Raw genomic sequence first — 20,323 nt, forward strand, 5'->3', positions numbered from 1 at the left:
CGAGGCCGACGAAGGCCCCCGAATGCCGCGTCCCCGGACGGCTCGATGTCCTGCGTACCCCATACCTGGAGACGGCCCGTAAGGCGGCCCCGAGAGTGAATCGGTTCATACCGTGCCAACGCGTCCATCCGCGGACTGACACGGTCACGCGCCACGGGACATCGCCTCGCCGGGCGGAGAGAGCGGCTCTCCGCCGCTCTCTCCGCTTGGGCAGGGCAGCAGGGTGGGCGAGTTGGAGCATGGCGCGCAGTGGGAGGCAGCTGTGGGCAAGGGCATCAGCTCCCCCTGCCCGGAACGTCAGCTGTCCGTGTCCGGGGCCGCGCCCGTCGGGGTGTCGGGGAGGTACGGGGCGACGAGTCCCCGGTAGGCGTCCCGGCGCTCGGGCGGCAGGTCTCGCCAGCCGGTGATGCGGCCGCGGCACAGGGCGGTCCGGCACTGGCAGCGGCCGGGGAAGTGCTCGACGGCGTAGTTGCGCATCGCGTAGTCGAAGGTGATCTCCTGGCCGGCCCGGATGGGGACACGGGCCAGCAGGTCGTGCGCGCCGGACGCGTTGAGTCCGATGCCGCAGTTCGGGTCGCAGGAGTGGTTCACCTTCGGCATCAGACCGCCGTGGCGGACGTAGCGGTGCAGGGCGATCTGGGAGGCATGCGCGTCATTGCGGGCGAGTTCCGCCGTGATGACGCCGGTCACCACCAGGTCTCCCGTGTGGAAAGGCCGGGTGGCGAACACTCCGCCCCCTTTGCCTGCGGTCTCCCGCAGCTCCGCCCCCTGGCTCGGGGCCGCCATCTCCCGCTCGGCCAAAGATGGTCTGACGACGTCCTTGCGGTCCATGCGTAAGCCTTTCGACGGTCGAGCGAACACGTCACGGCTGTATCGGGGTTCACCGAAGTGCTCCCCAACAACACACAACAGTCCCGGCCTCCGTCTGGCAAGGCCCATACCGGCCTGAACACCCGCCGCTGGTAAGGGGATTGCCGAGTCGGCCGCCGAGGACGCCCTCCGGAGGGTCTGGCCGACGGCGGTCGCCACGGTGTCAGGTGGTCCAGGGTGGGCGGCCGCCCGAGACCCAGCGGCCGAGAGCGCGGCCGTCGACCAGGCGCAGGGGGTGGTCGAGTTCGGCGTTGGCGCGTTGGGCGTCCTGGGTGAAGGCGCTGGTGGTGACGATGAGGGCCTGGTCGCAGCGGTGGTAGGCGCGGTAGGTGCCGTTCACGGCGTAGATGACGGGGGCTCCGACGCGGTTCGACGGGGCGTAGCGCTTGCACTGGACGGCGATGCGGCGGCCGTCGGCGAGCTGGACCAGGACGTCGAGGGCGCGGTCGTTGGCGCCCCCGGCGACGGTGGCGGAGCGGACGGCGGGGTCGCGGCGGGCGAGGTCGGCGATGGCGTGCTCGAACTGCGTGCCGGTCATGTGCTGGTAGGCGGCGATGCTGTGGGTGAGGTCCGTGCGGGCGGTGGTGCGGAGCAGGGGCAGACGGATGCGGCCGGCGCGGGCGAGGAGGACGAGCACGGCGACGGCCAGGGCGAGGGCGGCCAGGATGCCGGTGGTGACGGGGTGGGTGCGGATCGCCGCGATGACGGTCGCCAGCACGAGGACGGCGGGGATGGCGCGGCCGGTGGCGGCCTTGCGGGTTCGGCGGCGGGCGGTGCGGCGCCGGGGCCTGGCGGCGGGGCGGCGGGTGCTGCCGGTTCGGCGGCGTCGGGTCGGTGTGGCCATGTGTCCCCCGGGTGCGGTGCGCGGTCCTTGCGGTTTCGGGTGGCTCGGGCGCGCCGTGGGCGGGCCCGAGCGGGGTGTCCGGTTGTCGCTCATCGGCCGGTGTGCGATGCGGCGGCAGCTCGGCTGCGCGTTCGCCGGGCAGGGGCCCGCGCGTCGTGCGGGGGCATCACTGGCCGGCGCGCGAAATGCCGCGCACGAGCTGCGTCAGGAAGTCCAGGATCCCGTGTCCCACCGCCGTCGGGGCGATCAGCACCCCGAGTGCCGGCACGATGAGGACGGTCAGCTTCTCGTCGCGCCGGCTTCTGGACTGCGTGCGGCGGCGCAGCCGCAGGAACACGATGATGGCGAGCAGTACCGCCATATTGATCGTCAGCAATCGCCCTGACCTCCCGTCGGACCATGGGCGCCCTCGCCCGCAGGCAGGGACGTCCCCCCGCCCTCCTGTGTAGCCCGAGCCCGGGGGCGCTGCGGCGGAGTTGCCGGTGAATGGCAGAAAGCGTTCCGGTGGCCGGATTCCGCAGGTGAACGGGCTTACGAGGGCAGACCGGGCGGCCGCACGAATGCGGCCACGGCCCGCAGCCGGCGCCGGAACCTCCGTGCGCCGCCCGGCCGTTGGGCGGCGGGGCGGCTCAGAGGTAGACGACGCGGACGACGGTGACGGTCAGCACGGTGGCGCTGACGTAGTAGCGGACGACGACGCCGCCGACGGTGGCCTCGCGACGGTCGTCGTCGGCCCTGACCGGGGCGGAGCGGTGGCCGTAGGGATCGGCGGCCAGGGCGTGCATCCCGGTGTCGAAGGTGTCCCGCAGGGGGCGGGGCATCGCGTGGCGGGCCTGGTCGGCGGGCGGGGCGTACTGGATGCGGCAGCGGCTCACGTCAACTCCGGGCCGGATGCGCCGGTTTCGGCGGCGCCGATGTCCTCGCCGCGGGCCAGGCGTTCGAAGAGCGCCTCGTCCTCGTCGTCGGCGCCGGTGGCGGCCAGGGCCCAGCGCACGAGGACGGTGGGGAGTTCGGGCGCGGGTACGTGCGCGATGTCGCGGTCGAACTCGGCGGCCCGGCCGGCGTCCATGGTGTCGCGGATGGCCGCGATGGTGCCGGGCAGTTCCACGAGCCGGCCGCCGATGACGGTCTTGAGGGTGGCGTCCATGATGACCTCCTTGCGCCCTTACGCTACGCCCGGCGGACGGGCTGAACGGCCGGGTACCAACCGGGTCCGCAGCCCCTGGTCCAACAGCTCGCCGATGGCGGCCGTGGTCAGCCGTTCCCGGCGATCGTCTTCCGGATCCAGCCCGCGTAGGCGGGCACGCTGCTGTAGAGGCCGGGCCCGCCCACGCAGGGCAGGTCGGGGGCGCCGGGGCCGGACGTGGTGCCGATCAGCTCCCACCGCCCGCCCCTGCCCCGCTGGATCTGCGGTCCGCCGGAGTCCCCGAAGCACGCCATGGCGTCCGGCACCCGGCTGACCGTGCACAGCCGGGTCCTGCCCGCGTAGCCCGGGGCGCACTCGGTGTCGGCGCCCCTGCGGGTGTCGAGTTCCTGGAGCCGGTCGGGGAACACCACCTTGGTGAGGTCCGTCGTGTCGACGACGGTGCCGAAGCCCAGGAGCCGGGTCGGGGTGCCGGGCGGTCCGGGCCGTCCTGCGATCCGGATGGGCTGCTCGGTCACCGGGCGGTCCAGGCGGATCAGCGCGACATCGTTCCGGTTGGGCCGGCCCAGCGCGTAGCCCGGGTGCGTGACCGTCCTGTCGATGGCGCGGACCGTTCCTTGGGACTTCCGCTGCCCGCTGCCGATGCGGACGATGCCGTCCGGCTTCACCAGCGTCGGATCGACGCAGTGGGCCGCCGTCAGCACCCACTGCGGATCGACCAGCGACGCCCCGCAGACGCCGTCGTCCAACACCTTCGGGGCCGACACCGGGACCGTCGCCATGAACGGGTAACGCGCCGTGGAATCCTTCCCGTTGACGATCGCGCCGGCGCTGCCGGTCATCATGGTGGCGCACACCGCGCCGGCCAGCGCGACGACACCGGTGGCCCGCACCGCACGACGCCGCACCCGCTTCAGACTGAACACAAAGCTTTCCCTTCGAGTGGCATTGCTGTCCCTTCGACCGGCCTTCCGGACGCGTCCAGCCTGCGCGTTCACGCTCCGCCGCGCCATCCGGGCAACGGGCCTCTGCTTCATGGGGACAGCCCCCGGGGCGATGACCTGCCGTGGGCCCCGCTGAGGGGCCCATGATGATCAGATGCCGCCGTCAGCAGTGAAGGAGCCGGTCCGTGCCCGGAATTGGTGAGGAGAGCCGCGTGCCCGAGCCGACTGCGTCCTGGACCGGTCCCGACCGGGGCCGGGAGCGGGCGGATCATCTTCCTGAACGGGACGTCCAGTTCAGGTAGGTCCAGTATCGCGAGGGAGCTGCTGCGGATCCTGGACGAGCCGTACTTCCACCTGCCCGTGGACGCCTTCCACGCGATGCGGTCCCGCCGCGAGGTCTCCCCGACGAGCTGCCCCGTCTTCTGCGACGCACCTGGAGGGGCTTCCACCGTGCCGTCGCCGGACCCCGCTGACGGCCCCCCGGACAGAGCTGACCCGCGACGACCAGGTTCGATGACACGGCGACCGGCGAGGACGCCCGACGCCTGCGACCCCGGCTTCCCGCTCCCCCGGCACCCTTTGCCCGACCGAAAAAGCGAGCGGCTACCATATGAGCACCGCCTAGCTCGAAAGTTAAATCTGTGACTGTCAATGACGACTCGTTCACCAACTGGAAGAACCGCGAGGAGATCGCGGAGTCGATGATCCCGATCATCGGCAAGCTGCACCGGGAGAGGGACGTCACGGTCCTGCTGCACAGCCGCTCCTTGGTGAACAAGTCGGTGGTCAGCATCCTCAAGAGCCACCGATTCGCCCGCCAGATAGCCGGTGAGGAGCTCTCGGTCACCGAGACCCTGCCCTTCCTCCAGGCCCTCACCGAGCTCGATCTCGGCCCCTCACAGGTCGACATCGGCATGCTCGCCGCCACCCACAGGGCCGACGACCGCGGCCTGTCGGTGGCGGAGTTCACCGCCGAGGCCGTCGCCGGCGCCACGGGCGCCAACAAGATCGAGTGCCGCGAGGGGCGCGACGTCGTCCTCTACGGCTTCGGCCGCATCGGCCGGCTCGTCGCCCGCCTGCTCATCGAGAAGGCCGGATCGGGCAACGGGCTGCGGCTGCGCGCAGTCGTCGTCCGCCAGGGTGGCGAGCAGGACATCGTCAAGCGCGCCTCGCTGCTGCGCCGCGACTCCATCCACGGTCAGTTCCAGGGCACGATCACCGTCGACGAGGCGAACAGCACCATCATCGCCAACGGCAACGAGATCAAGGTGATCTACGCGGGCGACCCGTCGGAGGTCGACTACACGGCGTACGGCATCAAGGACGCCATCCTCATCGACAACACCGGCAAGTGGCGCGACCGCGAGGGCCTGTCGAAGCACCTGCGCCCCGGCATCGACAAGGTCGTCCTGACCGCGCCGGGCAAGGGCGACGTCCCGAACATCGTGCACGGCGTCAACCACGACACGATCAAGCCGGACGAGCAGATCCTGTCCTGCGCGTCCTGCACCACCAACGCGATCGTCCCGCCGCTGAAGGCGATGGCGGACGAGTACGGCGTCCTGCGCGGCCACGTGGAGACCGTCCACTCGTTCACCAACGACCAGAACCTGCTGGACAATTACCACAAGGCGGACCGTCGCGGCCGCTCGGCGCCGCTCAACATGGTCATCACCGAGACCGGCGCCGCATCCGCCGTCGCCAAGGCACTGCCCGACCTCGACGCGCCGATCACCGGCAGCTCCATCCGCGTCCCGGTACCGGACGTCTCGATCGCGATCCTCAGCCTGCGGCTCGGCCGCGAGACCACCCGCGACGAGGTGCTCGACCACCTCCGCAACGTGTCGCTGACCTCGCCGCTCAAGCGCCAGATCGACTTCACCACCGCCCCCGACGCGGTGTCGAGCGACTTCATCGGCTCGCGCCACGCCTCGATCGTCGACGCAGGCCCCACCATGGTCGACGGCGACAACGCGATCCTCTACCTCTGGTACGACAACGAATTCGGCTACTCCTGCCAGGTCATCCGCGTCGTCCAGCACGTCTCCGGAGTGGAGTACCCGACCTACCCGGCGCCGGCGGTCTGATCCCGGCAGCACTCAGGTCCAGGGGCGGGGCGCGGATGCGCCGCGGCGGTGATCGTTCGACGATTGACCGGGCAGCGGGTGGTCCGTGCCCCGCCTCAGGAGGTTGACGTGCAGGCCGATGCGAACGCAGGCAGCCCGCTGCCATTCGGCAGATCCACTCTCGCCACCCTCTTCGACGGTGCGCCGCACGGCGTCGCCCTCTTCGACACCGGCCTGCGCTACCTCTACGTCAACCCGGCGCAGGCGCTCATCAACGGCCTGTCGGCCGACGAGCACATCGGCCGGAGCATCGCCGCCGTACTGCCGGATTCCGACGAGCGCCAGGACGTGCTCCGGGCGGTGCTCCGCGACGGCCGGCCCCGCGACACGACGTTCAGCGGCCTGACGCGTGACCTGACGGGACGGGACCGGCGGTACTGGCGCGGGAGCTACTACCGGATCGAGGCGGACGGCAGCTGCCTGGGCCTGATCGGGGTGGTCCTTGAGGTCAGTTCGGCCGCTCACCAGCGGGAAGACCTGGAGCGCACCCGGCGCTACCTGACGATGCTGGACACCGCAGCCACCAGCATCGGCACCACCCTGGACATCGACACCACCTGCCGGGAGCTGGCGGAGTTCGTGGTGCCCACGCTGGCCGATGTCGCTTCCGTCGAGGTCTTCCCGCCGGACATCGGCCACGCCGTGCGCCGCCCGCCACCCGGAGTGCTCCGGATGCGCCGCGCCGCTCTGGCCGTCGCCCCGGGCCTCCGCGAAGCCGTCACCGGCATGTTCCAGGAGCCGGGCGAGTACATCGACTACCAGGAGGATTCGGTCGTACAGCGCTCCCTGGCGACCAACCAGCCGGTGCTGGCCCATCCCACCGGCGAACAGCTCAGCCGGTCCGGCCCGGCGCCGGAGCGGGCCGCCGTCTACCGCGCCCTGGGGCTGCACTCGATGATCGTCGTCCCGCTCACCGCACGGGGAAACCCGCAGGGCGTACTCGGAATCGGCCGCACGGGCGACTCCCCCGCCTTCACCGAGGAGGAGGACGTGGTCGTCGCCCGCGAGCTGGCCGGACGCACGGCCGTCGACCTCGAACACGCCCGCCGGTACGCGCACGAGCACGGCATCGCCCTGGAACTCCAGCGCGCACTCCTCTCCGAACCGCGCGGCCAGCACCCCCACATCGAGATCGCGACCCGCTATCTGCCGGCCGAACGCGATGTGCTGGTCGGCGGGGACTGGTTCGACGTCATCCCGCTCAAGGACGGCCGCCACCTCAAGGTCATGGGCGACGTGATGGGGCACGGCGTGGAGGCCGCCGTCGCCATGAGCCATTACCGCTCCCTGCTGCGCCTGCTGGCCGAGGACGAGCAGCCGCCGCACCGCATCCTGGAGCGGCTCGACACCATGGTGGAACGCTCCGGGCTCGACCGCGCCGCCACCTGCCTGATCGCGGTCGTCGACCGGCTCGCGGGGGTGTGCGAGGTGGCCAGCGCCGGGCACCTGCCCCCCGTCTTCATCGATCCGGACGGCGCCGGCGCACGCATCGCCGAGCTGCCCGTCGGCCCACCCCTGGGCACCGGCTACGGATCGTACGAGACCCAGGTGCTGCCGTGCGGACCCGGAACCGTGCTGTTCATGTACACCGACGGCCTGGTGGAGCGCAGGGACGAAGCGATCGACGTGTCCGTCGAACGGCTGGCGTCACTGCGGGTACCCGCGAGCGGACGCCTGGAGGACCTGCTGGACGAGGTCCTGACCCGGTTCGGCACGGACGCGGAGGACGACATCGCCGTACTCGCCTCCCGCATCCGTACGGACGGACCGACGGCGGGACAGACGGGCGAGCGGAGCTGACGGGCCGGCCGGCAGGTGACGTGGGGCGCGACACGGGAAGCCCAACACCTGGCTGACACCTGGGCTTTCCGGCCCGGCATGGCGTCACGCTGCGTAACCTGCGCCGCTCGGCCACGTGCCCCGGCCCGCAACGTCCCGACGCCCCCGACCGCCGTACGGCCCGGCCTCCGGGACCTGCCTCCGGCCGCCCGGCCGCGGCGCCCGCGTGCGGAGCGCCGTCGTGGCCCTGATCCTGAAGCAGTGGAGGGCGTACGCCGGGCCTGCGCGGCGCGGGCAGTCGGAGGCGCCGCGGAGCGGTACGGGTGTGTGGCCGGGCTCCACCCGGGCACCCGCGAGGGCAGCAGCGCAAGGAACCCGAGACGCAGCATGTCGCGGCACCGTGACAGCGGAACGGACACACATGAGCAACGGATTCATGGGTCCGGGGGGCTACGACCCGGACCCGTTCGGCGACTTCCTCGGACGATTCTTCGGCCGCCCCGACGAGGCGGGCCGCACGCCACGGCAGGCGGACATCGCCCGCCTGATGAGCGAGAGCGCCCGGAACCTGGTCACCACCGCAGCCACCTACGCCGCGGATCACGGCAGCACCGAGCTGGGCACCGAGCACCTGCTGCGGGCCGCGCTCTTGGCCGAACCGACGCGCAGCCTGATGCGGCAGTCCGGCGCGGATCCCGACGCGCTGGCGGACGATATCGACCGCAGCGCCGGGACGGGACCGCAGCAGTCCCGCGTCGCCGTCACGCCGGCGGTGAAGCGGGCCCTGCTGGGCGCGCACGACCTGGCGCTGGGCAGCGGCGCGTCCTACATCGGCCCCGAGCACGTACTCGAAGCGCTCGCGGCCAATCCGGACTCGGCCGCGGGCCGCATCCTGAACGTCTTCCGCTTCGACCCGCAGGCCACCCCACAGGGCGGCTTCGGGCACCAAGGGGGCCTCGGCCATCAGACCGCAGGACCCGAGCAGAGCCCCGCCGCGCGGCACGAGACGCCGACCCTCGACAAGTACAGCCGCGACCTGACGGACCTGGCCAGGTCGGGCCGTATCGACCCGGTCATCGGCCGCGAGCAGCAGATCGAGCAGACGATCGAGGTGCTCTCCCGGCGCGGCAAGAACAACCCGGTCCTGGTCGGCGACGCCGGCGTCGGGAAGACGGCGATCGTCGAGGGCCTGGCGCAGCGCCTCGCCGACGGGGAAGTCCCCGACATCCTGGCCGGGCGGCGGGTCGTCTCGCTGGATCTGACGGGTGTCGTCGCCGGTACCCGTTACCGCGGCGACTTCGAGGAGCGGCTCAACAACATCATCGAGGAGGTCCGCGCGCACGCGGACTCCCTGATCGTCTTCATCGACGAGCTGCACACCATGGTCGGGGCCGGGGGCAGCGGCTCGGAAGGCGGCTCCCTGGAGGCGAGCAACATGCTCAAACCCGCCCTGGCCCGCGGCGAGTTGCACGTCATCGGTGCCACCACGCTGGAGGAGTACCGGCGCCACATCGAGAAGGACGCCGCGCTCGCCCGCCGCTTCCAGCCCATCCTCGTACCCGAGCCCTCGGTCCCCGACACGGTCGAGATCCTGCGCGGTCTGCAGGACAGATACGAGGCGCACCACCAGGTCAGGTACACGAACGAGGCGCTGCTCGCGGCCGTCGAACTGTCCGACCGGTACCTCACCGACCGCTTCCTGCCGGACAAGGCCATCGACCTCCTCGACCAGGCGGGCGCCCGGGTCCGGCTGCGGTCGGGCACCTCGACCACCGACGTGCAGGCACTCAAGCGCGAGGCGGAACAGCTGGTCAGGGACAAGGACCAGGCCGTCGCCGCGGAGCAGTACGAACGGGCCACCGAGCTGCGCGACCGCATCGCCGACCTCACCGAGCGGATCGGCGCGGGCACGGGCGCCGAAGAGGGTTCGGGAGACGGCCGGATCGTGGAGGTCACCGCCGAGGACATCGCGGACATCGTGTCGCGGCAGACCGGCATCCCCATCAGCAACCTGACGGAGGAGGAACGGACCCGGCTGCTGGGCCTCGACGCGCGTCTGCACACGCGGGTCATCGGGCAGGACGACGCCGTCGACGCCGTCTCGGAGGCGATCCTGCGTTCCCGCGCCGGGCTCTCCGACCCGCAGCGCCCGATCGGCAGCTTCCTCTTCCTCGGCCCGACGGGGGTGGGGAAGACGGAGCTGGCCCGCGCGCTGGCCGAGGCGATGTTCGGCAGCGAGGAGCGCATGGTGCGGCTCGACATGAGCGAATACCAGGAGCGGCACACCGTCAGCCGGCTGGTCGGCGCGCCTCCCGGGTACGTCGGCCACGAGGACGCGGGGCAGCTGACCGAGGCCGTACGCCGCCACCCGTACTCGCTGGTGCTGCTCGACGAGGTGGAGAAGGCCCACCCCGACGTCTTCAACATGCTGCTCCAGGTACTCGACGACGGGCATCTGACCGACTCGCAGGGCCGCACGGTCGACTTCAAGAACACGGTCATCGTGATGACCAGCAACCTCGGCTCCGACGCGCTCAGCGGCGGCCGCGGGGTCGTCGGCTTCGGCCCCGGCGACGGCGCCGCCGGTACGGGCGATGCGGCGCGGGACCGGGCGCTCGGCACCCTGCGCGAGCACTTCCGCCCGGAATTCCTCAACCGGCTCGACGAGATCATCGTCTTCCGGCGGCTCACGGACGAACAGCTGCGCCAGATCACGAGTCTGCTGCTGGAGTCGACGCGCCGCAGGCTCCGTGCCCAGGACATCGGGATCGAGTTCACACCGGAGGCCGTCGACTGGCTCACCCGTCGGGGCCACCAGCCGGAATACGGAGCGCGGCCGCTGCGGCGCACCATCCAGCGCGAGATCGACAACGCGCTCTCCCGGCTACTGCTCGACGGGGCCCTGTCCTCCGGCGACCACGTACGCGTCGAGATCGAGGACGACAGACCGGCCTTCCACACCAGCCGCGGCACTCCTGACCAGGAACGCGGCCAGGACGGGCGGGGCGGTGCCGGTCGGGGTGCCGACGGGCGGGACGCCGCCCAGGGGACCGAGGGCACCTCCGGGAGTCCCTGACCGCAGAAGTCCCTGACCGGCGTCGAAGCTCCTGCTCGGCATCTGCGGCCGACATTGGTGGTCGGTATCGGTGGTCGGTATCGGTGGTCGGCACGGCGGAGGCCCCTGATCAGGCATCCCCCGGCTGCCGCTGTCGGCTGATCAGTCACCTTCCGGCTGGAGGTCGACGAGATAGGCCACCACCCGCACCCCACCGAGCCTCGCAGCATACCGGTCGGTCGGCCAGGGAGGGCAGCCCCATCGGAGGCTTGCGGTGCACATCCGCCAGGAATCCCTGGAGCAGTTCCTCGCCACTCCCGGCTTCGGCGCTCTGATCCGCCACCCCGGCCACCTCCTCTGCACCCGGGTCAGGGCTACGGGCGGCCCATGCCCATGCCATGCGCCTGTTCCGACAACTGCCGGCGCCACACCGGAGACCGGGCCCGTCCTGAGCAGATCCGGGGAGCCGGCCGCGTAGTGGTCGGCTCGCGCTGCCGTCACCTTCCCGGGCAGTTCCGGGGAGCCGGCCGTGTGCTGGCCGGCGCCCGCTGCCGTCCGCTTCCCGCCGGTCCGACGACAGTTGGCCGCCTTCCAGGATCGAGGGGGGAGCGACGGGTCGGCAGCCGGACGTTCCCCGGGGCGCACGGGCACCGTGCACGGGATCCGGGGCCAGTACGTCGCCCGGCGCACCGCTGCAACTGCGCCCATCACGGCGCGGAGAACGTCGGAGACACAGACCTCCACTCCCCCACCACCCGAGGCCGCGCCACGCCCGGGTCCGTCCCGCCCATAGGTGACGAATTTGCCCTGGCCCTGGGGCAGTGTGCAAGAGTGTTCGTCCGGTCGGCCGGGCGTGCCACGTGTGCAGCCGCCGCCGGATCCCCAATACCTCAGACGGTGTCGGTCGCGTCCCGCGCGCGCCCGGACTGTCGCCTTCCCCTGACGCCCTTCCCCAGAGAACGATGCACACAACGACTCTTCTCCCCCCGACGGCAGACCTGTTCACTCAGGGCCTGGAGCTCCAGACCGGTTCCGCCCTGCTGCGTTTCGGCGCCGCGCGGCCGCGCCCCGCGGGCCGGATCAGCTGGTCCGGCGACGGCGCCGCGGCCTGGCTCGACGCTGGCCGCGGGCACGTCTGGAGCGTCGGCCGACCGGACGCCTGCGCCGGCCTCGTCCTGCGCGCCGCGCATGAACTTCCCGATGGTGTGCGGGAGTTCACCGGCCCTCGTGGTACCGACGCGCTGATCGCCCGCCATCTTCCGGTGACCTCCGCAGTCGAGTGGGTCTTCCGTTGGACGCCGGAGGCACCGCCCGTCCAGCGAGCCGAGGAGCGAGTGGTCGCGCTCGGCCCGGCTCAGCACGAGGAGCTGCGCGCCTTCCTCAGCGAGCACAGCCCCGCCCATTCGACCGGCCCCGGCTCGTCCGACGTACGCCTGTGGGCGGGCATCCGCAACACAGACGGCCGATTGGTGGCCTGCGGCGCCCTTAGCACCCTGCGCGACAGCGGCGCCCCGCTGATGGCATCGGTCGCCACGGACGCCCGACAGCGCGGCCAGGGTCTCGGCGCCGGGCTGACCTCGTGGCTGACCCGGTACGCCGTGCACCGTCACGGCTTCTGCACACTCTGGCAGCTCGCCGACAACGCCCCCGCCGAACGCCTCTACACCCGCCTCGGCTACCGCAACGAAGACCCCTGCGTAACCGCACACCTCGCTGCCCGCTGACCAGCAGCGGGCAGCGGCCCCCACCGAGGCCGCCACGGGCCGAGCTGCACCGACCCTGCCAAGGCAGTCCCGTCCAGGGCCACTTCAGGACCGCTACACCGCTTCAGGCCCGGTCGGCAGCATGCTCCTTCAGGAAGGCACCTGCGTGCGCGGCGGCCTCCTCCTTGGTACCGAAGGAAGAAGTGGCCTCGGCCTCCCCCCGTATACCGTCCGCGCCATGCCCGGCCCACCGCCAGCCACCGCACGCCGGACTCCAGGACAACTCGGCCGTCCCGCCGAAGAGTTCGACGGTGCTCGGCTCCCGCTTGCCCTCGGAGGCCGGCCTGTCGATGGCCTCGGGCCACTTCTTGCGTGCGCCCTGCCGGGTTATCCCCCAAGCGGCTCCCATCTGTTCGTAGCTCGCGCCGTAGGAACCTGCGGTGCGAGCGGCCTGCGCCGCCAACCGCCCGACCTCCACATCCACCACCTTCCAGGCGGCGAGTACCGACAGCGCCACCTCGGCGGGATCCGCGTCCCACATGCGGTCCACGGGAAGCCCGGTCGACCGGGCGCGCAGAGCCGAGGCGAGTGGGTTGAGTGCGTCGTATAGGGCCTTGTCCAGGGCTACCAGTTCCGCGTCGGTGGTATCCGTCTCAGTCGGCTTCATGACGACAACCATAGTTCCCATAAAGCTTCACGACAACAAAAGTTTCCTACTGGCATATGCCATTTCAGCGCTGCGCGATCCGTCCGCCGTGGCCGCCAACCCTGCACCGGCCGCCCCTGCTCCCCGCCCGTTGCCGCCTCACCGCTCCACCGGATGACCCGTGGGTTCGGGCGAAGGACAATGAAGGAGACCCGGTTCGTGCACAGGCACGCCGAGTCGGCGGAGGAACGTGGGCGCTCGGGAGCCCGCGCTCCCGAGGATGCAACAGCCTTGGCGATCGTCGAGGAACACGGAGCGCGACCATGAACAACGTCATCACCGTCGGCTTGGACGGCACACCCGAGTCGTTGTCCGCCGCCCAGTGGGCCGCCCGGGAGGCCGGTCTGCGTCATGCCCGGCTGCGGCTGCTGCACGCATGGGCGCTGCGGGCACACGGAGCGCCGCACTCCGGCGATGACGACGAGCAGGCCGCCTGGGCCCGTCGGATCGTGCACGAGGCCCGCGCCGCCGTCCAGGCGCGCTGCCCCGAACTCCCCATGGAAGACGAACTGGTGGTGAAGGACCCGTTGGAAGCCCTGCTGGATGCCGCTGGACGGTCGGATCTCCTCGTCCTCGGCTCACGGGACGCGACCCCGATGGCCCGCTACGTACTCGGCGAGGTGGGGCTTCAGGCGATGTCGCACTCCGATGTCCCCACGATCCTCGTCCGCGCCCAGCAGAACCCCGAATCGACCGCACGGAACGGCTGCGTGGTGGTGGGCGCGAGCCTGCACGAACCCTGCGAGGCGATGCTCGCGTTCGCCTTCGACACCGCGGCGCGGTGGGGCGTCCCCCTGCGCGCCGTACTCGGCAGGCACCTCCCCGCATACGCGTACAACCGCGGCGGTGGCGTGGAACCGTACGCGGTGGAAATGGCTACGAAGGACGCCCAGTGGGAGCTCACCGAGGCGCTGCGTCCTTGGCGGGAGACCTTCCCGGACGTGCCCGTGGAGCACTGCGTCATGATGGAGAGCGCTGCCCCCGCACTGCTGCACTGCGCCGACGATGCGGGCCTGCTCGTCGTGGGCCGCCGGCACAAACACCGGGCACTGCGCCCGCCCATAGGTCACGTCGTCCACGCCGCGGCCCATCACGCCCCGTGCCCCGTGGCGGTCGTCCCCCACGAATGAACTGCGAGGCAGGGGTGTTAATCGAAGCCGCCGTTGCTCTTCAGGAGTTGGCCATTGATCCACTGGCCTTGTGGTGAGCACAGGAAGTCCACGAGGTGTGCGGCGTCCCGCGGGGTGCCCAGGCGCCCGAGCGGCGGCCGGCCGATGCAACTCTCCTGCTCCTCCTGGGACATCCAACCCGTATCGGCAGGCCCGGGGTTGATCACATTGGCGGTGACGCCGAGGTGGGCGAATTCCTGGGCCGCGGCCAAGGTGATGCGGTCCAGGGCCCCCTTGCTCGCACCATAGGGAAGGTTGCCGACGGTGTGGTCACTGGAGAGGCTGACGATCCGGCCCGCTCCATGGGTGCCGCGAAAGCGCAGGCCGTACTCGCGGATCAACAGCCAGACGGCACGTGCGTTGACGGCGAAGTGCCGGTCGAAGCTCTCGACGGTGGTGTCGAGCAGGCCGGAGTCGACCGACTCGCAGTGGCACATCACCAGGGCGGTGATACCGCCCAACCGGCGTTCCGCCTCCTGGAAAATCCGCGCGGGGCGTCGGGATCGATAAGATCCGCTTCGATCGCCGCCGTCCTCGCGCCGTGCGCAGCCAGAGCACTGACGATCGCGCCGGTTGCCCCTCGTTCCACGCCCCAGGCCATGCGCTTGTCGTAGGGGGTCCAATACGTGAAGGCGATGTCCCAGCCCGAACCGGCCAGTTGACGGGCGACGGCGGCGCCGATGCCGACGGTCCGGCCCACGCCGGTCACCAGCGCGAGCGGACGGGATCCGCCGGAGGTCGCTACCTGGTTCTCATCGGTGGCGTTCATGGGAGGGGATGGTCCAGTGCAGCCCCCGATGCCGGCAACCGCTGTGCCCCGCAAGAAGGCTGCTCTCTTCTTCGGCCGGACGTGACGCCGCCACCCGGCCGTCCCACGGCACGATGCCAAGCCCTCGCCCCCGTCACCAGTAGTGGCGCCGGCCCCTTACCGCGTGCCCCAGGGATCCCATGATCCAGAGTGCCGCTCCGACGACGACCAGCACGCAACCGATCGTCCACAGGATCGAAATACCGGCGACGAATCCGATGACGAGGAGAATAATTCCGAGAATGATCACGGTGGCAACCTCCTGATTCCGTAGTTAATTCTACCGCGCGATGCCTCATCTGTCGCCTTCGCAAAACCCTTTTACCGAAGGGATTTCATGATTCCCACTCCACGAAATCCCTTGAAGGAAGTGGAATTTTTGCCGCTTGACGCTCGGGCTCCGTTGCCGCATTGATCCGACAGGCGAACTACCCGACAAAGCGCCCAGTCGGACCCCGCCCCGCCGCCCTCGCGGCGTGGCGGAGCACAGGGGCGTTACGCGCCCGCCAGGATGGCGACGCTTCCATCGTCCGGCGCCGCCCGGCACCCAGGCCGAGGGCAGAACAGGGAGCCACGCACGGACTCAGGCCGCCGCCCGATGAGGCATGGCCTGACATTGCATCCCGGAGGCGCCATGTACGTAACGGAGAATGAACCGGCCGAGGCCGTTTCCACACCGGAGCAGAGGGTACGGACCGGCCGGAAAATGCTCGGCTGGTTGACGACGACCGACCATAAAGTCATCGGCAACATGTATTTGGCGACCTCCTTCTCCTTCTTTCTGTTCGCCGGCCTGCTGGCCATGGCCATGCGTGCGGAACTCGCCCGGCCTGGATTGCAATTCGTTTCCAATGAACAGTACAACCAGTTGTTCACGATCCACGGCACGATCATGATGCTTTTGTTCGCGACCCCTACCTTTACCGGCTTCGCCAACGTCGTCATGCCCCTCCAGATCGGTGCCCCCGACGTAGCGTTTCCACGTCTCAACGCTTTCACTTACTGGGTGTATCTGTTCGGCGGGCTCATGGTGGTCTCGGGGTTTTTGACGGCGAACGGTGCCGCATCATTCGGCTGGTTCGCCTACGCTCCGCTGAACGGCGCCGTGCGGACACCCGGAACGGGAGCCGACCTGTGGACCATGGGCCTGGCCGTGGCCGGTCTCAGCACCATCCTGGGCTCCGTCAATTTCATCACCACGGTCGTCTGCCTGCGAGCACCCGGCATGACGTTGTTCCGTATGCCCATCTTCACCTGGAACGTGCTCTTCACCTCCATTCTCGCCCTGCTGGCCTTCCCGGTCTTCACGGCCGCCCTGCTCGTACTGGAGGCCGATCGGAAATTCGGTGCGCATGTATTCGATGCGGCGAACGGTGGAGCGTTGCTGTGGCAGCACCTCTTCTGGTTCTTCGGTCACCCCGAGGTCTATATCGTCGCCTTGCCTTTCTTTGGGATCGTGACGGAGATCCTTCCGGTTTTCAGCCGAACTCCGGTGTTCGGGTATATTTCGCTGATCGGTGCCACTGCCGCGATCACCGGCCTTTCCGCTACGGTGTGGGCCCATCACATGTTCGCCACGGGCGCCGTACTCCTCCCCTTCTTCTCGCTCATGTCTTTCTTCATCGCCGTGCCCACAGGCGTAAAATTCTTCAACTGGGTCGGCACCATGTGGCATGGTTCGCTGTCGTTCGAGACACCCATGCTGTGGTCGATCGGATTTTTGGTGACGTTTCTTCTGGGCGGCCTCTCCGGAGTGCTGATCGCCTCGCCGCCTTTGGACTTCCACATGACGGACAGCTACTTCATCGTCGCCCATCTCCACTATGTACTGTTCGGCACCATCGTTTTCGCGACCTTCGCCGGATTCTATTTCTGGTGGCCCAAGATGACCGGCCGCATGCTCGATGAACGGCTGGGCAGAATTCATTTCTGGGCGCTCTTCGTCGGCTTTCAGTGCACCTTCCTCGTACAGCACTGGCTGGGCGAGAGCGGCATGCCCCGCCGCTACGCCGACTACCTGGAAGCCGACGGCTTCACCACGCTCAATACGATCTCATCCGCCGGCGCCTTCCTCCTGGGATTGTCCACGCTTCCTTTCCTCTACAACGTCTGGAGAACCAGCCGGTACGGGGAAAAGGTCTCTATGGACGACCCCTGGGGGTGGGGCAGATCTCTCGAATGGGCAACGAGCTGCCCGCCGCCTCGGCACAATTTCGTTGCGCTGCCTCGCATCCGTTCGGAAGCGCCGGCTTTTGACCTCCATCACCCCGAGGTCGGATCCCCGGCCGGAACATCGCACAACGAACCACCACACTCCGGAGATAGCGAGGTGGACCGATGAAGGCGGAGTCCTTTGTCTTCGCCGGGGTCACCCTGTTCTTCGCCATCACAGCCACTGTGTACGGCTGGCTGGCAAGGGAGCCCGCCGGGCTCGCGGCGCTCATCGTGGCCTTCTTGATGTCCGCCCTGATCTCGTTCTTCTTCTGGACCCAGCATGTACGGCGCGGGCAGCGGCTACAGGACCGCAAGCAGGTCCGGATCGAGGAAGCCGCCGGCCCGCTCGGGAATTTCTCCCCCCGCAGTTACTACCCGGTTCTCACCGCCGCGGGCTCGGCTCTGCTCGGGCTCGGCATCGTCTACGGGCTGTGGCTCTTCCTGATCGGGGTCGGCGTACTCGCCGCGGGGATCGCCGGTTTCACCTTCCAGCACAACGACCTCGGATCGTGACAGCACGGCACGGCATGGCGGTGCGTCGATTGGAGACTGTGGATGCTTTTCGCTCGGCAGAAGACAGGACAACGAAATGCCGCGCGCGACGTGTTCGGGCGTGCCTTCACGTCGATTGACGGGCGTCTGCCCGCAGCAGAGGCAGGGAAGGGTCTGCTCAGAAAAGCGTTCCCCGATCACTGGTCATTTCTTCTCGGCGAACTGGCACTGTACAGCTTCCTGGTGCTGCTGCTGACGGGCGTCTATCTGACGTTGTTCTTCCATCCCGGGATGTCCGAGAGCCCGTATCACGGTCCTTACGTGCCCCTTCGAGGCATCCGCATGACCGATGCCTACTCCTCGGTCTTGCACATCAGCTTCGAGATTCGCGGCGGACTTCTCATCCGCCAGATCCACCACTGGGGCTCCGTTGTATTCGTCGCAGCTATCGGCGTGCACATGTTGCGGATCTTCTTCACAGGAGCCTTCCGGAGGCCCCGTGAAATCAACTGGTCAGTAGGCGTCACGTTGTTCATGCTCGCCCTCTTGGAAGGGTTTTGCGGCTACTCATTGCCCGATGATCTCCTGTCAGGAACGGGCCTCCGAATTGCCCAAGGCGTGATGCAGTCGATTCCCATCGTCGGCAGCTATCTGACCTTCTTCGCCTTCGGTGGGGAATACCCGGGGACGGACATCATCCCCCGGCTGTACGTCACCCACATTCTCCTGGTACCGGGCATCCTGATCGCGCTGCTGGTAGCGCATCTCATCCTGGTCGTCCACCTCAAACACACACACTGGGCCGGGCGCGGAAAGACGAACAGAAACGCCGTGGGACAACCCATGTATCCGCAGTTCATGGCGAAGTCCACGGGCCTGTTCTTCATGGTCTTCGCGGTACTCACACTGCTCGGCGGGCTGGCCCAGATCAATCCCGTGTACGACTACGGCCCTTATCGGACCGACCAGGTGTCCACGGCCTCACAGCCCGACTGGTACATCGGGTTCCTGGAAGGTTCCCTGCGGCTGATGCCGCCCTTTGAAACGAACCTGTGGGGCCACACCGTCATGTGGAACGTGCTGGTACCTGCCGTCGTGCTCCCCGGCCTCATTTTCCTGTGCCTGTACGCGTATCCCTTCTTCGAGAAATGGGTCACCGGCGACACCGGCGAACATCACTTGTGCGAGCGGCCCCGCAATCGCCCCACCCGCACGGGCCTGGGAGTTTCCGGCGTGACGTTCTATGCCGTGCTGCTCCTGGCGGGCGGAAACGACGTCATTGCGCAGACATTCGACATCTCGCTCAATTCCCTGACGTGGACGTTCCGGGGCGCTCTCGTGCTGGCTCCGCCCGTTGCCTTCATGGTCACGAAGCGTCTGTGCCTGGCGCTTCAGGATCACGATCGAAAGCGTCTTGTCGAAGGGGATGAGACCGGGCAGATCCATCAGTTCATCGAAGGCCGGATGGAAGACGAGCACGTGGCGCTGTCGACTTCGGTGCGCTGCACCCTGCTGGTGCGCGAGAGCTCTCGCCCCCTACCGCCCTCCCCGGCCGGAGGCCCGCTGCGCCGGACGGAACACCTACGGTCAGCGCTCAGCCGGTGGTTCTACCAGGACACGGTGGAGATGCCGGCCTCCGAAGACCAGCGCAGGGAGATCGCCGCCAGGACGGCCGGACCAACCCACGACGACCTCTGACGCATCGGTCGACGCGCCCACTGAGGCACCGGACCACCAACCGGCGAACGACGCGCGCGTCCACACCCCCTCACCCATCTGACGTTGACCTTCACCGTACCGATCGGTACGGTGAAGGTCGTTCCGCTAGTACCGAACGGTACGCCGCGCTGCTCACGTGCGCGTCCGGGGACACCAGGGAGGCACGACCCATGGAAGTGCGGTCACCAACAGGGCAGCGGGTCTGGGGTGTTGCCTGCGATCTCTTCTACCGGGAGGGGATCCGCGCGGTCGGCGTCGCCGAGATCGCCGAGCGCTCCGGTGTCGGAAAACCGAGCATCTACCGGAGCTTCGAGTCCAAGGAACAGCTCGCCGTCACCTACGTGCAGGCGCAGGCCGCACCCTCGCACGCCTGGCTGGACGCGGCGCGCGCCGCGTGTCCCGATGACCCGAAGGCCCAGCTGCGCCACGTGATCGACGCCCTCGCGGACCGGATCAGCGAACCGGGCTTCCGCGGCTGCCCGTTGGCCAACGCCTGCGTCGAATTCCCCGACCGCGACCATCCCGTGCACCGTACGGCCGGCGCACTGAAGGCCGAGTACCTGGAGATGCTGGCCGAACTGGTCGCACCACTGCCGGTCCGTGACCCCCAGGGCCTGGCCTACATGCTCCAGATGCTGGTGGAAGGCGCCAACGTCAGCACGCAGATCTTCTCCGCCGAACGGTCCGCAGCGGCGCTCAAGGAAGCCGCGGAACGCCTCATCCGGTCCTTCATGGACCGATAAGCCCGGC

Annotated in this window: 17 protein-coding genes and 2 pseudogenes; 10 read left to right on the forward strand and 9 right to left on the reverse strand. The window is 69.3% G+C overall.

Going from position 1 to position 20,323, the window contains the following annotated elements:
* Positions 1 to 297: 297 nt before the first annotated feature.
* The 6 genes from LIU39_RS02045 to LIU39_RS02070 form a co-directional block, all read right to left on the reverse strand.
* The gene (locus LIU39_RS02045; protein WP_227043876.1) at positions 298 to 831 is read right to left on the reverse strand and encodes an SET domain-containing protein-lysine N-methyltransferase; all 534 of its coding nucleotides are present in this window, start codon (positions 829 to 831) and stop codon (positions 298 to 300) included.
* Between the two features lie 202 nt (positions 832 to 1,033).
* Entirely contained in the window at positions 1,034 to 1,714 is a 681-nt protein-coding gene (locus tag LIU39_RS02050) for a restriction endonuclease (RefSeq protein WP_227043878.1), read from the reverse strand.
* A 166-nt stretch (positions 1,715 to 1,880) separates the two neighbouring features.
* Positions 1,881 to 2,090: a hypothetical protein gene (locus LIU39_RS02055; RefSeq protein ID WP_227043880.1), complete on the reverse strand. Its 210-nt coding sequence runs from the start codon at positions 2,088 to 2,090 to the stop codon at positions 1,881 to 1,883.
* A gap of 253 nt (positions 2,091 to 2,343) precedes the next feature.
* A complete protein-coding gene (locus tag LIU39_RS02060; RefSeq protein WP_227044222.1) occupies positions 2,344 to 2,535 on the reverse strand; it encodes a hypothetical protein in 192 nt (63 codons plus the stop codon).
* A gap of 50 nt (positions 2,536 to 2,585) precedes the next feature.
* Positions 2,586 to 2,861 carry a hypothetical protein gene (locus tag LIU39_RS02065; RefSeq protein ID WP_227043881.1) on the reverse strand — a complete coding sequence of 92 codons (276 nt, stop codon included), beginning with the start codon at positions 2,859 to 2,861 and terminating at the stop codon, positions 2,586 to 2,588.
* A 107-nt stretch (positions 2,862 to 2,968) separates the two neighbouring features.
* Positions 2,969 to 3,784, reverse strand: a complete 816-nt coding sequence (locus LIU39_RS02070; protein ID WP_227043884.1) for a S1 family peptidase — start codon at positions 3,782 to 3,784, stop codon at positions 2,969 to 2,971.
* A 243-nt stretch (positions 3,785 to 4,027) separates the two neighbouring features.
* On the opposite strand from LIU39_RS02070, the pseudogene LIU39_RS02075 reads away from it, so the two are divergent.
* From LIU39_RS02075 to LIU39_RS02095, 5 genes and pseudogenes are all read left to right on the forward strand, one after another.
* A pseudogene (locus LIU39_RS02075) lies at positions 4,028 to 4,266 on the forward strand (phosphotransferase-like protein); the annotation flags it as partial.
* A gap of 177 nt (positions 4,267 to 4,443) precedes the next feature.
* The gene (locus LIU39_RS02080) at positions 4,444 to 5,889 is read left to right on the forward strand and encodes a glyceraldehyde-3-phosphate dehydrogenase (protein WP_227043885.1); all 1,446 of its coding nucleotides are present in this window, start codon (positions 4,444 to 4,446) and stop codon (positions 5,887 to 5,889) included.
* Between the two features lie 108 nt (positions 5,890 to 5,997).
* The gene (locus tag LIU39_RS02085; RefSeq protein WP_227043888.1) at positions 5,998 to 7,728 is read left to right on the forward strand and encodes a SpoIIE family protein phosphatase; all 1,731 of its coding nucleotides are present in this window, start codon (positions 5,998 to 6,000) and stop codon (positions 7,726 to 7,728) included.
* 400 nt (positions 7,729 to 8,128) lie between these two features.
* Entirely contained in the window at positions 8,129 to 10,783 is a 2,655-nt protein-coding gene (locus LIU39_RS02090; RefSeq protein ID WP_227043889.1) for an ATP-dependent Clp protease ATP-binding subunit, read from the forward strand.
* 941 nt (positions 10,784 to 11,724) lie between these two features.
* A complete protein-coding gene (locus LIU39_RS02095; protein WP_227043890.1) occupies positions 11,725 to 12,486 on the forward strand; it encodes a GNAT family N-acetyltransferase in 762 nt (253 codons plus the stop codon).
* 103 nt (positions 12,487 to 12,589) lie between these two features.
* Here LIU39_RS02095 and LIU39_RS02100 read toward each other — a convergent pair whose 3' ends face one another.
* Positions 12,590 to 13,132, reverse strand: a complete 543-nt coding sequence (locus LIU39_RS02100; RefSeq protein ID WP_227043891.1) for a hypothetical protein — start codon at positions 13,130 to 13,132, stop codon at positions 12,590 to 12,592.
* Positions 13,133 to 13,434: 302 nt separating this feature from the next.
* Here LIU39_RS02100 and LIU39_RS02105 point away from each other — a divergent pair, with 302 nt between their 5' ends.
* Complete coding sequence (locus LIU39_RS02105; RefSeq protein ID WP_227043892.1) at positions 13,435 to 14,301, forward strand: universal stress protein; 867 nt, start codon at positions 13,435 to 13,437, stop codon at positions 14,299 to 14,301.
* A gap of 17 nt (positions 14,302 to 14,318) precedes the next feature.
* Here LIU39_RS02105 and LIU39_RS02110 read toward each other — a convergent pair.
* A pseudogene (locus LIU39_RS02110) lies at positions 14,319 to 15,109 on the reverse strand (SDR family oxidoreductase).
* A 133-nt stretch (positions 15,110 to 15,242) separates the two neighbouring features.
* The gene (locus tag LIU39_RS02115; protein WP_227043893.1) at positions 15,243 to 15,398 is read right to left on the reverse strand and encodes a DUF6131 family protein; all 156 of its coding nucleotides are present in this window, start codon (positions 15,396 to 15,398) and stop codon (positions 15,243 to 15,245) included.
* A gap of 384 nt (positions 15,399 to 15,782) precedes the next feature.
* On the opposite strand from LIU39_RS02115, the gene ctaD reads away from it, so the two are divergent.
* The 4 genes from ctaD to LIU39_RS02135 all read left to right on the forward strand — a co-directional run bounded on the left by ctaD (position 15,783) and on the right by LIU39_RS02135 (position 20,316).
* Positions 15,783 to 17,489: an aa3-type cytochrome oxidase subunit I gene (gene ctaD / locus LIU39_RS02120; RefSeq protein ID WP_227043895.1), complete on the forward strand. Its 1,707-nt coding sequence runs from the start codon at positions 15,783 to 15,785 to the stop codon at positions 17,487 to 17,489.
* Positions 17,486 to 17,875: an aa3-type cytochrome oxidase subunit IV gene (gene ctaF, locus LIU39_RS02125; RefSeq protein ID WP_227043898.1), complete on the forward strand. Its 390-nt coding sequence runs from the start codon at positions 17,486 to 17,488 to the stop codon at positions 17,873 to 17,875. The genes ctaD and ctaF overlap by 4 nt, the downstream gene beginning before the upstream one ends.
* Before the next feature lie 42 nt (positions 17,876 to 17,917).
* Entirely contained in the window at positions 17,918 to 19,552 is a 1,635-nt protein-coding gene (qcrB, locus tag LIU39_RS02130) for a cytochrome bc1 complex cytochrome b subunit (protein ID WP_227043899.1), read from the forward strand.
* Between the two features lie 191 nt (positions 19,553 to 19,743).
* Positions 19,744 to 20,316, forward strand: a complete 573-nt coding sequence (locus LIU39_RS02135) for a TetR/AcrR family transcriptional regulator (RefSeq protein WP_227043900.1) — start codon at positions 19,744 to 19,746, stop codon at positions 20,314 to 20,316.
* Positions 20,317 to 20,323 lie beyond the last annotated feature (7 nt).

Source organism: Streptomyces pinistramenti (assembly GCF_020564935.1).
GTDB lineage: Bacteria > Actinomycetota > Actinomycetes > Streptomycetales > Streptomycetaceae > Streptomyces > Streptomyces pinistramenti.

What these genes read in the sequence shown, in the direction of transcription:
- LIU39_RS02045 (WP_227043876.1), bottom strand. Translation starts at nt 831, where the DNA reads ATGGACCGCAAGGACGTCGTCAGACCATCTTTGGCCGAGCGGGAGATG.
- LIU39_RS02050 (WP_227043878.1), bottom strand. Translation starts at nt 1,714, where the DNA reads ATGGCCACACCGACCCGACGCCGCCGAACCGGCAGCACCCGCCGCCCC.
- LIU39_RS02060 (WP_227044222.1), bottom strand. Translation starts at nt 2,535, where the DNA reads ATGCCCCGCCCCCTGCGGGACACCTTCGACACCGGGATGCACGCCCTG.
- LIU39_RS02065 (WP_227043881.1), bottom strand. Translation starts at nt 2,861, where the DNA reads ATGGACGCCACCCTCAAGACCGTCATCGGCGGCCGGCTCGTGGAACTG.
- LIU39_RS02090 (WP_227043889.1), top strand. Translation starts at nt 8,129, where the DNA reads ATGAGCAACGGATTCATGGGTCCGGGGGGCTACGACCCGGACCCGTTC.
- LIU39_RS02095 (WP_227043890.1), top strand. Translation starts at nt 11,725, where the DNA reads ATGCACACAACGACTCTTCTCCCCCCGACGGCAGACCTGTTCACTCAG.
- LIU39_RS02100 (WP_227043891.1), bottom strand. Translation starts at nt 13,132, where the DNA reads ATGAAGCCGACTGAGACGGATACCACCGACGCGGAACTGGTAGCCCTG.
- LIU39_RS02105 (WP_227043892.1), top strand. Translation starts at nt 13,435, where the DNA reads ATGAACAACGTCATCACCGTCGGCTTGGACGGCACACCCGAGTCGTTG.
- ctaD (WP_227043895.1), top strand. Translation starts at nt 15,783, where the DNA reads ATGTACGTAACGGAGAATGAACCGGCCGAGGCCGTTTCCACACCGGAG.
- ctaF (WP_227043898.1), top strand. Translation starts at nt 17,486, where the DNA reads ATGAAGGCGGAGTCCTTTGTCTTCGCCGGGGTCACCCTGTTCTTCGCC.
- qcrB (WP_227043899.1), top strand. Translation starts at nt 17,918, where the DNA reads ATGCTTTTCGCTCGGCAGAAGACAGGACAACGAAATGCCGCGCGCGAC.
- LIU39_RS02135 (WP_227043900.1), top strand. Translation starts at nt 19,744, where the DNA reads ATGGAAGTGCGGTCACCAACAGGGCAGCGGGTCTGGGGTGTTGCCTGC.